Annotated in this window: 12 protein-coding genes; 1 reads left to right on the forward strand and 11 read right to left on the reverse strand. The window is 63.5% G+C overall.

The genetic code is table 11. From position 1 onward, the window contains the following. Positions 1-203: 203 nt before the first annotated feature. From R5M92_RS11050 to cofG, 11 genes are all read right to left on the reverse strand, one after another. Positions 204-1,598, reverse strand: a complete 1,395-nt coding sequence (locus tag R5M92_RS11050; RefSeq protein WP_346796004.1) for an NAD(P)(+) transhydrogenase (Re/Si-specific) subunit beta — start codon at positions 1,596-1,598, stop codon at positions 204-206. Between the two features lie 3 nt (positions 1,599-1,601). Then, positions 1,602-1,889, reverse strand: a complete 288-nt coding sequence (locus tag R5M92_RS11055) for an NAD(P) transhydrogenase subunit alpha (RefSeq protein ID WP_346796005.1) — start codon at positions 1,887-1,889, stop codon at positions 1,602-1,604. Further along, positions 1,889-3,052: a Re/Si-specific NAD(P)(+) transhydrogenase subunit alpha gene (locus tag R5M92_RS11060; RefSeq protein WP_346796007.1), complete on the reverse strand. Its 1,164-nt coding sequence runs from the start codon at positions 3,050-3,052 to the stop codon at positions 1,889-1,891. Before R5M92_RS11060 ends, R5M92_RS11055 begins: the two co-directional genes overlap by 1 nt. A 32-nt stretch (positions 3,053-3,084) precedes the next feature. Then, on the reverse strand, positions 3,085-4,317 hold the full coding sequence (locus R5M92_RS11065; RefSeq protein ID WP_346796008.1) for a Zn-dependent hydrolase: 1,233 nt from the start codon (positions 4,315-4,317) through the stop codon (positions 3,085-3,087). A 126-nt stretch (positions 4,318-4,443) separates the two neighbouring features. Continuing rightward, positions 4,444-5,448: a TIGR03842 family LLM class F420-dependent oxidoreductase gene (locus R5M92_RS11070; RefSeq protein WP_346796009.1), complete on the reverse strand. Its 1,005-nt coding sequence runs from the start codon at positions 5,446-5,448 to the stop codon at positions 4,444-4,446. A 79-nt stretch (positions 5,449-5,527) separates the two neighbouring features. Further along, complete coding sequence (gene npdG, locus R5M92_RS11075) at positions 5,528-6,193, reverse strand: NADPH-dependent F420 reductase (RefSeq protein ID WP_346796010.1); 666 nt, start codon at positions 6,191-6,193, stop codon at positions 5,528-5,530. Next, positions 6,190-7,026, reverse strand: a complete 837-nt coding sequence (cofE, locus tag R5M92_RS11080) for a coenzyme F420-0:L-glutamate ligase (RefSeq protein ID WP_346796011.1) — start codon at positions 7,024-7,026, stop codon at positions 6,190-6,192. The genes npdG and cofE overlap by 4 nt, the downstream gene beginning before the upstream one ends. Next, a complete protein-coding gene (cofC, locus tag R5M92_RS11085) occupies positions 6,963-7,664 on the reverse strand; it encodes a 2-phospho-L-lactate guanylyltransferase (RefSeq protein WP_346796012.1) in 702 nt (233 codons plus the stop codon). The genes cofE and cofC overlap by 64 nt, the downstream gene beginning before the upstream one ends. Beyond that, entirely contained in the window at positions 7,661-8,620 is a 960-nt protein-coding gene (gene cofD / locus R5M92_RS11090) for a 2-phospho-L-lactate transferase (RefSeq protein WP_346796013.1), read from the reverse strand. Before cofD ends, cofC begins: the two co-directional genes overlap by 4 nt. Next, positions 8,617-9,825 (reverse strand): 5-amino-6-(D-ribitylamino)uracil--L-tyrosine 4-hydroxyphenyl transferase CofH, encoded by a 1,209-nt coding sequence (gene cofH, locus R5M92_RS11095; RefSeq protein ID WP_346796014.1) that lies wholly within the window; start codon positions 9,823-9,825, stop codon positions 8,617-8,619. The genes cofD and cofH overlap by 4 nt, the downstream gene beginning before the upstream one ends. A gap of 27 nt (positions 9,826-9,852) precedes the next feature. Then, the gene (cofG, locus tag R5M92_RS11100) at positions 9,853-10,980 is read right to left on the reverse strand and encodes a 7,8-didemethyl-8-hydroxy-5-deazariboflavin synthase CofG (protein WP_346796015.1); all 1,128 of its coding nucleotides are present in this window, start codon (positions 10,978-10,980) and stop codon (positions 9,853-9,855) included. Positions 10,981-11,227: 247 nt separating this feature from the next. On the opposite strand from cofG, the gene R5M92_RS11105 reads away from it, so the two are divergent. Further along, entirely contained in the window at positions 11,228-12,424 is a 1,197-nt protein-coding gene (locus tag R5M92_RS11105) for an NnrS family protein (RefSeq protein ID WP_346796016.1), read from the forward strand. Positions 12,425-12,460 lie beyond the last annotated feature (36 nt).

The following is a 12,460-nucleotide window of genomic DNA, read 5'->3' on the forward strand; positions in this document are numbered from 1 at the left end:
CGATGGGATAAGGTCGGAATCAACTCGTAGCGGGGGTCATTCGCCATGGATGGCGAATGTAGCGTCCATGGAGGGATTCACAGCGCCCCCGCCAAGAGTTATTCAGACCGACAAAGTATCGATGCGTGATTATGTCGATTCAGGGGGAGTTACTCCCCCCTTCTACCTTCTTCAGTTTTCTATACTGCCGGTCAGGCGTCTCGTCATGCCGCCTCGTTCAGGGCGCCGGTAAGATCCAGAATCGCCTGCTTGCCGTCGCCGAACAGCATCAGCGTGTTGTCCTTGGCAAACAGCGGATTGGGCAACCCGGCGAAACCCGGGCTCAGGCTGCGCTTCACCACGACGACGGTGCGCGCCTGGTCGACATCGAGAATCGGCATGCCGTAGATCGGACTGCCCTTGTCCTCCCGTGCCATCGGGTTGGTGACGTCGTTGGCACCGATGACGATCACCACGTCGGTCTGAGCGAAACTGGGGTTCACCTGTTCCATGGGCTGCATCTTGTCGTAGTCCACCTCGGCTTCGGCGAGCAGCACGTTCATGTGCCCCGGCATACGCCCGGCGACGGGGTGCAGGCCATAGATCACTTCCACACCACGACGTTCCAGTGTATCGGCCAGATCCCGCACCGCATGCTGAGCCTGCGCCATGGCCAGCCCGAAGCCCGGCACGATAACCACCCGCTGGGCGGTCTCCAGCAACATGCTGACTTCCTCGGCGGAGGAGGACTTGACCTTGCCGGCATACACCTCGTCGGCATCCATGGCCTCGCCGCCTTCCTCGGATAGCGAACCGAACAATACCCCGGCCAGGGAGCGGTTCATGGCCACGCACATGATGCGCGTCAGGATCAGCCCCGAGGCACCGACCAGAGCGCCGGAGACGATCAGCACGGTGTTGCCCATGATGAAGCCCGCCGCCGCCGCCGCGATGCCCGAGTAGGAGTTGAGCAAGGCGATGACCACGGGCATATCCGCCCCGCCGATGGGGATCACCAGCGTCACGCCCAGCACCAGGGCAATGGCGGTCAGCAGCAACAACAGGCCGAGACCACCGCCGCCACTCGCCAGGGTCGCCACGATCACGACGGCACCACTGAGCAAGGCGGCGTTGAACAGCGTGATGCCCTTGAAGCCCATGGGCTTGCCCGGCAGCAGTTCCTGCAGCTTGCTGAACGCTACCGCGCTGCCGGTCAGCGTGACCGCGCCGATCAGCACCGTCAGGCCTATGGCCAGAAGGCTGATAGTGCCCGCGGCGGCGATCGGCCCACTGGCGGTGAGAAAGCTGGCCATGGCCACGGCCAGAGAAGCCCCGCCACCGAACCCATTGAGCAGAGCAACCATTTGCGGCATGGCGGTCATCTGGATGCGCGTGGCCAGCAAGACGCCGACCGCTCCCCCCACGATGACTCCGGCCACGATCCAGCCGTAGGACAGGATCGACTGGTTCAGCAGGGTGACCACCACCGCCACCAGCATGCCGATGGCGGCCAGCAGGTTGCCACGCACGGCGGTACGCGGACGAGTCAGCCCCTTGATTCCGGTGATGAACAGCACTGCGGACGCAAGATAGAACAGGTTTACGAAAGACAGACTCATGGTTTAACCCCTCTTGCGAAACATGCGCAGCATGCGATTGGTGACCAGGAATCCGCCCACCACATTGATGGTGGCGAGTGTTACGGCCACCATGCCGAGGATGGATGTCCAGACGCCGCCGACCTCTCCCGACCCCGCGGCAAGCAAGGCCCCGACCAACGTGATGCCGGAAATGGCGTTGCTGCCCGACATCAAGGGTGTGTGGAGTGTGGCGGGCACCTTGGTGATCAGCTCGACCCCCAGGATGACGGCCAGCACGAAAAGCGATATCTGCATGATCAGCATATCCATCAAGCCGTCTCCTCTTCACGGGTAGGTTCCATCGAAAGGCGCTCGCGAATTCGCGCGGCGCGCACCTCACCAGCATGGGTCACCACGGTTTCATCGACGATCTCGTCCTCGAAGTCCAACGTCAGCTTGCCCTCGTCATCCAGCAGGTGGCGCAGCAGGTTCTCGACATTGCGCCCGTACATCTGGCTAGCATGGTGGGGCATGGAAGCGACGATGTTACGCGGTCCGATGATGCTCACCCCATAGGCGGTTACCGTCTCGCCGGGCCGGCTCAACTCACAGTTGCCGCCCCGCTCGGCGGCGAGATCGACGATGACGGCGCCCGGCTTCATGCCTTTCACCATCTCCTCGGTAATCAATACCGGCGCCTTGGCGCCTGGAATCGCCGCCGTGGTCACCACCACATCCTGCTGCGCGAGTACCTGGGTCATCTGCTCGCGCTGACGCTGGAGGAAATCGTCGTCCTGTTCGCTGGCATAGCCGCCCTGGCCTTCGCTGGACGAGGTATCGAGATCCAGTTCCACGGGCTTGGCGCCCACGGAAAGGATCTGATCGCGCGCTGCGGGACGCACGTCGTACGCCTCCACGATAGCGCCCAGCCGCTTGGCGGTGGCAGCCGCCTGCAAGCCCGCCACACCGGCTCCCATGATGAAGACGCGAGACGGGTTCAACGTTCCCGCCGCCGTCATCATCATCGGAAAGATGCGCGGGGCTTGGCATGCCGCCAACAGCACGGCCTTGTAACCGGCCAGTGTGGCAATGGATGACAAGGCGTCCATGCTCTGGGCGCGGCTGATGCGAGGCACCAGTTCCAGCGCCACGCTGGTAATGCCTCGCTCGGCCAGCTCAAGAAAGCGGTCGGCGTCGCTTAAGGGGTCCATCATGCCAATGCAGATATGGCCTTCACGCAGGTCGGCCAGCGCCGCGTCGTGGGCGGCGTCGACACAGAGTATGATTTCGCCTTTTTCGAGCAACTGAGCGCGGGCCGTGAGTATCTCCGCGCCCGCGTCGCGATAGCTGGCGTCGGGAAACCCGGCGGCGTCGCCGGCGCCGGTCTCCACGTAGACGGCGCAGCCGAGGCCGGTCAGGGTCGATATATTGGCGGGCGTCAGGGCCACCCTGGTCTCACCAGGGTGGGTTTCCCGCATTACCGATAGCTTCATTGTTGTTCTCCTGCACGTGATCGAATGCCCGATCAGGCGTTGGCATGCTCCAGTACCGCCTTGAGCAGCACATTGCAGCCGGCAGCCAGATCGTCGGCATCGGCGCGTTCCAGTTCGTTATGGCTGATGCCCTTCTCGCAGGGGACGAAGACCATGGAGGTAGGCGCCACACGGGCGATGTAGCAGGCGTCATGGCCGGCGCCGCTGACCATCTCGCGATGGCTGAGCTCCAGCTCTTCCGCCGCCTTGCGCACGGAGGCGACGCACTGCTGCGCGAACGGCACGGGCGGGGAGTACCAGATCTGCTCGAATGCCATCTCGAGCTTGAGCTCTTCGACGATACGGGCCGCTTCCTCGCGCAGGGCCTGGTCCATCTTTTCCAATACCTCGGCATCGGGGTGGCGGAAGTCAACGGTGAAGAAGACCTGGCCGGGAATGACGTTGCGCGAGTTGGGGAATACCTGCATCAAGCCCACCGTCGCGCAGGCGTTGGGCTGGTTATCCATGCCGATACGATTGACCATGTCGACGATGCGTGCGGCACCGACCAGAGCGTCGCGGCGGCTGGGCATGGGCGTGGGCCCGGCGTGGGATTCCTGGCCGGTCAGGGTGATTTCGTACCAGCGCTGGCCCTGGGCATCGGTCACCACGCCGATCTGCTTGTGCTCATCCTCGAGAATCGGTCCCTGCTCGATGTGCGCCTCGAAGAATGCCTTGAACGGATGATTGCCCACTTCGGCCTCACCGGCATAGCCGATACGCTGCAGCTCCTCGCCCATGGTCTTGCCGTCGAGGTCGGCCCGGCTCAAGCCGTACTCCAGGTCGAAGGCGCCGGCGAAAACGCCCGAGGAGACCATGGCCGGCGGGAAACGCGAGCCCTCCTCGTTGGTCCAGGCCACGGTTTCCAGCGGGGTGGTGGTTTCGATGCCTTGCTCGTTCAGGGTGCGGAAAATCTCCAGGCCCGCCAACACGCCGTAGACCCCGTCGAACTTGCCGCCGGTGGGCTGGGTGTCGAGGTGACTGCCGACCGCGACCGGCGCCAACGAGTTATCCTTGCCCGGACGGCGAGCAAAGATGTTACCCATCTTGTCCACCGTGATGCTGCAGCCTGCTTCTTCGCACCATTTCACGAAGAGATCGCGGCCCTGCTTGTCCAGATCCGTCAACGCCAGGCGGCAGCAGCCGCCCTTCTCGGTGCCGCCGATTTCGCCCATTTCCATCAGGCTGTCCCACAGGCGCTGCTTGTTGATGCGAATGTCGTTCATGAGTACCTCGCCAATTATCGAGTTAGAACTTGGTGAACGGCGCACACAGGGTCCCCATGGGGCCGCCTATTGCGACCCTTTCACGCTCGTCTCGACAGGGGAACCGGTGCTCCACCGGTGGATGAATCAGCGGTTGAAGCGGGGAATCACATGCTCGCCGTACTGCGCGATAATGTTCTCCTCGTCACCGTTGTCCAGGTAGATATTGAAATGGGTCATGCCGGCTTCCTGCAATTTCTGCAGCTTGGCGACGTGGTCCTCGGGCTGGCCCAGAACACAGAAGCTTTCGACGATTTCCGGGGTAATGAAGTCGAGATAGGGGTTATCGCTCTGGCCGTGCTTGGAGTAATCGTAGCCTTTGCGCTTCTCGATGTAGTCGGTGAGGCTCTTGGGCACCAGGCCGCTGTCGGTACCGTACTTCTCGACGATATCGGCCACGTGATTGCCGACCATGGCCGGGAACCACTTGGTGGCCTCGATGCAGCTCTCCTTGTCACCGAAGTAAGCCGGTGCCGCGACGATGACCTTATAGTTGGACATGTCGCGACCGGCATCCTTGCCCGCCTGGGTCGCCTGGTTACCCAGCCACTCGACCAGGTAGGTGTCGCCGATCTGCAGGATCACGCCGTCACCTACCTCGCCTGCCGTCTTCAATGCCTTGGGGCCGTAGGCGCCGATATGCACGGGCAGCTCGTAACCATCCGCCCAGGGGAACTTGACCGGCTCCGGGCATTCGCCATACATGACTTCCTCACCGCGTACCATCGCCTTGACCTTCTGGGTAAACTCGGCGACACGCGCCAACGGTGCGGGCTTCTTGCCCATCACGCGGACCGAGCTGTCGCCGCGCCCCAGGCCGATATCGAAGCGCCCGCCGCTCTGCTTGGCCAGGCTGCCGAACAGGCTCGCCGCCAGCGACCAGTCGCGGGCGTTGGGGTTGGTCACGCAGGGAGCGAAGCGCATCTTCGTGGTGTGCTCCATGCACATGGCGATGGCGGGGTAGCACTCCCGCCACAGGATATGGGAATCGTAGAACCAGCAGTAATCGAAGCCGGCTTCCTCGGCCTGCTTGACCAATTTACGGGCGCGATCGGGGCTGACGAATCCCTTGAAACAGATACCGAATTCCATTGTTCTTCTCCTTACTTGTACTTGTTAAATACTGCTTGTTGGATGATGCGACTTGTTGAGTTGTTGTCGTAATGGGTGCTCAAGAACCCGGCGGGCAGATACGGATACCCGCGTGGGTAAACGGCACCTTCTTGGAAATATTGAGGCGTATCAGAATCGGAGTGATGGCTTCGATACAGCGCGCATTGACGGCGGGTCCGGCGTTGTAGGCTTCGACGTCGAGATGGCGGACCAGCTCGATCACCTTCTCCTTGGCCGCCAGGTCGTTGCCGCACACCAGCACATCGCAGTTGATCGGCTGATCCAGGTGATTGAGCGTCGTCGCCGAGACGTTGTGCAGGGCGCCGACCACGGGAACCTCGTCGCCCAGCAGGGCCTGGGCGGCCTCGGTGGCCGAACCGGCGGCGGGCATGTCCACCTTCTTGGGGTCGCCATCCGCCAGCGGCACGACAATGTCGATCAAGATCTTGCCGGGCAGCAGGTCACGGATCGACTCGAGCGTGGCGTCGTGGGCGCTGTAGGGAACGGCAAGAATCACCATTTCGTCGACAGCGGTCACGGCGTCACGCAGTGCCTCGCCGCTGATGGTAGCGGCATTGTCGAGCTGGGCGTTCAGCTCGTCGGCCACTCCCTGGGCGCGCGCGCCGTCGCGGGAGCCGATCACCACCGGTATACCGGCGCGGGCGAAACGCAGGGCCAGGCCTCGGCCTTGCGGGCCGGTACCGCCAAGAATTGCTACGTTCATCGGAACAGGTCCTCTTGTTGGGGTCTTATCAGATCGTTCGCGGAACTGACACAGGGTTGCCAATCGATGCCGCTGAAGAGCACCACCGGCGTCTTGTCGCTCTTGCCCATCACCAAGCCGGATGCGGCGGCCAGCTCGTCGGCCAGGGCCGGCATGGTCACCGACAGCACGCGGCCGAAGGCATCGCGCTCGCCGACCATGTCGATTCGTGCCGGTACCCGAGCCAGGCCGATGGCCACATTGACCAGGCCCATCCGCCAGGGGCGGCCGAAGGTGTCGGTGACCACGATGCCCAGATTCACGCCGAAGGCGCTCTCCAGGCGCTCGCACAGAGCACGGGCGCTGGCGTCTGGGTCCTGAGGCAGCAGGATGATGGTTTCCTCGGCCCCGACGTTGGATTCGTCCACCGCGGCGTTGGCGCAGATGAAGCCCAGGCGATGCTCGGCAATCAGCGTGCCTTCTTCCTGTTCGGGGCGTTTCACGGCGCGGACCACACGGGTCGATTCGCGCAGAATGGCCTCGACCTTGCGCGGGTCCTTGTTGACCTGCCTGGCCAGTTCCTCGGCTTCGGCACTCGGCGTGACATCGGCCAGGGCCACGACCTGCCCCTCGGCCTTGGAGATTACCTTGTGCGCGATCACCAGGATGTCGCCATCGCGCAGGGTCATGTCCTGGCGGCGCAGGCACTCGATCAGGATCGCGGCCAGGTCATCGCCCGGATGGATGTCGGGGATACCCGCCAAGGCCTGAAGCCCAACGCGTCCGGGGCTCATGGTGTCGTCAGCCAGGCGGTCCAGGGCGTCATGCCGTGGGGTGTCGTACACAGGTTCCATAGCTTCTTCAGCTCCTGGGGCGTCTCGGCGCCGCGTTGCTGGATCAGGGCATCTAGGGTGGAAAGGTCCGCGGGGGTGTCCAGGTCGAAACGCAGGCGAGACAGCTCAAGCACCTGACAGGACAGGCCCAGGCGTTGCGCCGCTTGCCGGTGCGCCACGGCCGACTGCGGCCCGAAACGAAAAGGCAGCGCATCGGGCGGTGAGGTCAAAAGGGCATTGGTGCCGCCATCGCTGGCCGGGCAGATCACCACGGCCGGCCCTTCGCCGCCGGTCTTCAGCAGCCGACAGATTTCCGCTTCATCGAGTTCGACGATATCGGCGGGAACCAGTAGCTGGGCCGAATACCCCGCTTGGCGGGCCCAATCGGCGGCACGCTGCGCCGCTGGCGAAAGGCCGTCGGCTTGCGGCTCCTCAAGGACCATGGCACCGAGCTTTTTCGCCAGCCTGGCGATCTTCGGCGACGCCGTGACCACCAGGCGGTCGTGGTCGGGAAAATGATTGGCGAAGAAGCCCAGGGTGCGCTCGCACAGGCGACGGGCCAGGGCCGAACGATGATCGGGCGAGAGGGTGTTCCCCAATCGGCTCTTGGCCTGGCGGAAATCCTTGACCGGAATCACGATCAGCGGCTTAGGCGTCATGACGCGACCTCCTCCCGGCGGCAGACCCCGGCAAAGGCGAGGGTCTCTTGCGCCAGACGTGTCTTTTCCTCGGCGCTCGTCATCAACGTGGCGGTCGTCAAGACCTGCAGGCCGTCAGCTTCCAGGGCCGCGCGATCGGCTCGATCTTGCTCATCTATCACCAGGCCATCGATGAGGCCCGCATAGCTGTCGGCGACACCAGCATTGCTGCAGCGGTAGCCCATGGCGGTCAGCATGCGGTCGGCCGGGCCTTTCACGGTGTGCCCGCCGATCAACGGCGAGACGGCAATCCGTGTGGCGCGAGAGTTTTCGACGGCGCGCCGAATCTCGGGGACGGCAAGGATGGGGGCGATGCTGACCACGGGATTGCTCGGCGCGATCAGCAGCACATCGGCCTGTTCGATGGCCTCCAGCGCCTCGAACGTCGGACGTGCCTCGTCGGCACCCTCGAAGCGAATTTCCCGCACCTCGGGCTGGCAGCGCTCCCTGACGAAGTACTCCTGAAAGGCCAGCCAGCCCTGCTCCGTTTTCACCAGGGTCTGCAAGCGGTCATCGGTGGGCAGCAACATATTGACCTTCACTCCCAGCGAGTCGGCAATGCTCTGGGCGATCGTGCTGGGGCGAATACCTTGATGGCGTAACTGGGTGCGAAAGATATGGGTCGCCATGTCCTGATCGCCCAACGACATCCAGGTATCGCAACCCAGGCGTTCGAGCCCCTTCAACACCCGGTGGCTCTCATCGGCCAGGCCCCACCCCTGCTGCCGGTCGATCAGGTTCGCCAGGCTGTAGGTCAAGGTGTCAATATCCGGCGAGACCCACAGCCCATGGAATTCATGGTCGTCGGCCACATTGCCGATGATCGACAGCCGCTCGGGAGCGCAGACCGCCGCCAGGCCCTCGGCCAGTTTGGCGCCACCCACGCCGCCGGCCAGCAAGGTGACGCGGGGCGTCATGACAGGCCTCCGGCGACACTGAGCAGCGCCGGCTCATCGAAGGTTTCCACCGTCTCGTAGAGGGTATTGCGGCGCACCGGACGGCGGCCCATCTCGCGGATCATGCTCGCCAGCGCCTCGGGCAGCATTTCCTGGCCGTGCTCGCCACCGGCGGCCCGGGAGATGCTCTCGTTCATCAGCGTGCCCCCCATGTCGTTGACCCCGGCCGCCAGCATCTGGCGCGCCAGGTCCGGTCCCAGCTTCACCCACGAGGCCTGGATGTTGTCGATCCAGCCGTTGAGCATCAGGCGGGCCACGGCGTGCATGCGAATATGCTCTAGGCGAGTGGGTCCCGGACGCACCCCTTCATGCTCGAGAAACAGCGGCGTCTTGTAGTGGATAAAGCCCAAGGGCACGAATTCGGTGAACCCGCCGGTGCGCTTCTGGATATCGCGGAGCAGGGCGATATGGGCCGCCCAGTGCTCGGGACCATCGATATGGCCGTACATGATCGTCGAGGTGGTAGGCAGCCCTTCTTCGTGGGCCGTGGTGATGATCTCCACCCACTGCTCGGTAGTCAGCTTGTCGCGTGTCAGCTGCTTGCGCACCTCGGTATCGAGGATCTCCGCGGCGGTGCCCGGCATCGAGCCCAGGCCGCAATCCACCAGGTCGCGGATGAAGTCGCGATAGGAAAGGCGGCTCTTCTGCGCACCGAACCAGATCTCGAAGGGCGAGAAGGCGTGGATGTGCATGTCCGGCAGTGCCCGCTTGATCGCCTTGACCATGTCCCGATAGAAGTGGCCGGGAATGTTCGGGTGCAGCCCCCCCTGGATACACACTTCGGTGGCCCCGCGATCCCACGCTTCCTGGGCGCGGCGCACGACTTCGTCGATATCGAAGAATTCCGCTTCGGGGTCGTCCTTGCGCTTGGCAAAGTTGCAGAAGCGGCACCCCATGTAGCAGACATTGGTGTAGTTGATGTTGCGCGTGATGACGAAGGTGGCGTCATCACCGACACGCCGCCGGCGAATCTCGTCGGCGGTTGCCGTCAGGGCATCAAGATCGGCCCCGTCGACCTGGAAAAGATGTACCGCATCAGTCTCGCTCAGTTCCTGGCCGGCCAGGGTAGCGCGCAGGATATTCCGTGTCCTGGCAGTCACCTCGGGCCGGGAAAGCTCTGCGGGCAGGCGTTCGATCGGGTGCAGGGGTGTTGTTTTTGTACCCATGGGGGTCTCCTGTTCAGGGGAGCGGTATCAGACGCACTGCTGCAGCGCCAGGCCGTCGTCGCGTGAAATGTGGTCAAGACGCGCAGCGAGTGGGGTGGAGAGAAAGTGTTCGGGAGATTTCAAGTAGCGCGGATAAATCGCCAGCCGCTCTTCCAGGCCGTATCCGCAGCGCGCGGTCGCCTGGCGCAGCGAGTCGATCTGAGGCCAGGCCCGCTCGGGGTTGATGTGGTCGATAGTCACCGGCGAGATTCCGCCCCAGTCGTTGATACCGGCGCCGATATAAGCCGCGAAACGTGATTCGAGATTGGGCGGTGCCTGCAGGCTGATCGACGAGTCGAGTACCAGCCGCGCCAGGACCAGGGTACGGACCATATCGTCAAGATCCGGCTCCGGGTGGTTGGCCATGGCGGTGCCCGGCTTGGCGCGGAAGTTCTGCACGATCACTTCCTGGATATGGCCGTATTGGCGATGCTGGGCGTTGATGGCTTCCAGGCTCTCCACTCGCTCTTCCCACGTTTCGCCGATACCGATCAGGATGCCGGTGGTGAAGGGAACACCGTGGCGACCGGCGCGTTCCAGTGTGCGCAGACGCTGCACCGGCACCTTGTCCGGGCAGGCGAAGTGCGCCTGGCCACGCTGCAGCAGCCGGCGGCTGATGTTCTCCAGCATCATGCCCATGCTGACGCTGACCGGCTTGAGACGCGCGACGTCCTCATCCGACAGGGTGCCGGCGTTGACGTGGGGAAGAAGCGAAGTCTCGTCCAGTACGCGCCGACACATCTCGATCAGGTAATCGATCATGCTGTCATGGCCCAATGCGGCCAGTGCCTCACGGGCTTCCGGATAGCGCAGCTCGGGCTTTTCCCCGAGGCTAAACAGCACCTCCTTGCAGCCCAGCCGCTCGCCCTCCCGGACCACAGCCATGACCTCATCGGGCGTCATGACCCGTGCGTTGGGCGAACCCGGTTTCTGGACAAACGTGCAGTAGCCGCAATCATCCCGACACATGTTGGTAAGGGGAACGAATACCTTGCGCGAGTAAGTCAGGGTCTTGCCCCAGTGCGAATCGCGCAGCCGGGCGGCACGGAGAGAGAAATCTTCCAGTTCCTGGGGTGACGCCTTTTCCAGCGCCAGGGCTTCCGGACGTGTCAGCATGTGACTCAGCGCTCCTGTTCTTGTTGTGCGCTTCTGGTTATTTAATTTTTTACCATTCGGTAAATTCCACCCTAGACTATATTTTTCCGGTTGGTCAAACTTTTTATTCAGAGAACCTAGGGCGATACAGAGCGGGCTCGGGAGAGCGGAACAAGTGCGAGCGAGCAGCAGGCATCAGCTAAGACGTGTTATCAGGGGGCTTGCACCTCCGATTGGCAGCAGGCCGCTTAAGTAGTATTTTTTCAGCATGTCCAAAGACAAAGTGAAATCGCGGCCCGCCCCGGGGCACCGCCTACCGGCCTGGCAATGGTTCTTTCCGCTGGCAGCAATTCACGCGGCCCTCATGGTGCCGCTCTCGCTGCTGGCGCTTTACCATCAAGGTGACTTGCTGCCCCAGCTCGCTTCATCTTCGGCGCATGCTCGCGAGCTGGTTTTCGGTTTCGCGCTGCCCGTGATCGCCGGTTACCTGCTGGGTCCGCTGCCGCGTCGACAGCTTGCGGGGTTGGTCGCCCTATGGGCGGTGGGCCGCTTAGGGGTGCTGGCCTGGCCGCTGGTGCATGTCGCCACGTTGGCCGATGGCCTCTTTGCCCTGTGGGTCGCCTGGTTGGTGGTACCGCGCTTTCTGGCCGCCAAGAAATGGCGCAACCGCATACTCTCGCCGCTACTGGGTTTGCTGTGCCTGCTCGGCGTGGTGAGTCTCGCCTGGCGCTACCTCGGCGACACAGCCACCATGGCGCCGCTGATGCACCAGAGCGTGATGTGGCTGGTAGTGTTGATGACGTTCATGGGCGGGCGCATCATCGCCCCGGCGGTGAACGGTTACCTGATACGGCGCCATGGCCTGGCGGGAGCCGGCGTGCAACCGCGCATCGAGGCGGCGTTGATTCTGCTGCTGGGCATCGCACCCTTGCTGATGCCGTGGCCGCAGCTTCAGCCGCTGGCAGCCATGCTGGCGCTGGTTGGTGGGATTCTGGTGCTGCTACGGCTCTATCGCTGGAGGCCGACTCAGTGCCGCGAACGACCCGATTTGCTGGCGCTGATGGCCGGCTATGCCTGGCTGGGAGTGGGCCTGCTGCTGATGGCGCGCACCTGGTGGCTATCGGCCCACGACGGCGCGCCCCTGCACGCCTTCACCATCGGTGCCTTGGGGACGCTGGCCAGCACGGTGATGCTGCGCCAAGCGATCCTGCGAGCCAAGGCCCACCCCGAACGGGAATGGGCTCTGGTACCGCTGGTGGTGCTGTTCGCCGCGGCGGCGATCCTGCGCTTGTGGGCACTGGAAACCGGCAGTGCCTGGCTGAGTGTCCTATGGGGTGCGGCACTGGCCTGGAGCCTTGCCTGGTTGCTGGTGGCCAGTCGGCTGCGGTACTGGATTGCTCGCCTGCCGCCCCCACGGCCGCCCGCGAAGCGACCCGTGCAGAGTATCGAAGACACGCTTAACTAGGTGATTCAACGAAACATTCCGACGACAAGCGCGACG

It is taken from the genome of Halomonas sp. Bachu 37 (assembly GCF_039691755.1).
Classification (GTDB): Bacteria; Pseudomonadota; Gammaproteobacteria; order Pseudomonadales; family Halomonadaceae; genus Vreelandella; species Vreelandella kashgarensis.

Excerpts from the sequence above, each read along its gene's own strand:
- cofE (WP_346796011.1), bottom strand. The coding sequence starts at position 7,026 with ATGGAACCTGTGTACGACACCCCACGGCATGACGCCCTGGACCGCCTG.
- R5M92_RS11055 (WP_346796005.1), bottom strand. The coding sequence starts at position 1,889 with ATGGATATGCTGATCATGCAGATATCGCTTTTCGTGCTGGCCGTCATC.
- R5M92_RS11105 (WP_346796016.1), top strand. The coding sequence starts at position 11,228 with ATGTCCAAAGACAAAGTGAAATCGCGGCCCGCCCCGGGGCACCGCCTA.
- cofC (WP_346796012.1), bottom strand. The coding sequence starts at position 7,664 with ATGACGCCTAAGCCGCTGATCGTGATTCCGGTCAAGGATTTCCGCCAG.
- cofG (WP_346796015.1), bottom strand. The coding sequence starts at position 10,980 with ATGCTGACACGTCCGGAAGCCCTGGCGCTGGAAAAGGCGTCACCCCAG.
- R5M92_RS11060 (WP_346796007.1), bottom strand. The coding sequence starts at position 3,052 with ATGAAGCTATCGGTAATGCGGGAAACCCACCCTGGTGAGACCAGGGTG.
- cofD (WP_346796013.1), bottom strand. The coding sequence starts at position 8,620 with ATGACGCCCCGCGTCACCTTGCTGGCCGGCGGCGTGGGTGGCGCCAAA.
- R5M92_RS11070 (WP_346796009.1), bottom strand. The coding sequence starts at position 5,448 with ATGGAATTCGGTATCTGTTTCAAGGGATTCGTCAGCCCCGATCGCGCC.
- cofH (WP_346796014.1), bottom strand. The coding sequence starts at position 9,825 with ATGGGTACAAAAACAACACCCCTGCACCCGATCGAACGCCTGCCCGCA.
- npdG (WP_346796010.1), bottom strand. The coding sequence starts at position 6,193 with ATGAACGTAGCAATTCTTGGCGGTACCGGCCCGCAAGGCCGAGGCCTG.
- R5M92_RS11065 (WP_346796008.1), bottom strand. The coding sequence starts at position 4,317 with ATGAACGACATTCGCATCAACAAGCAGCGCCTGTGGGACAGCCTGATG.
- R5M92_RS11050 (WP_346796004.1), bottom strand. The coding sequence starts at position 1,598 with ATGAGTCTGTCTTTCGTAAACCTGTTCTATCTTGCGTCCGCAGTGCTG.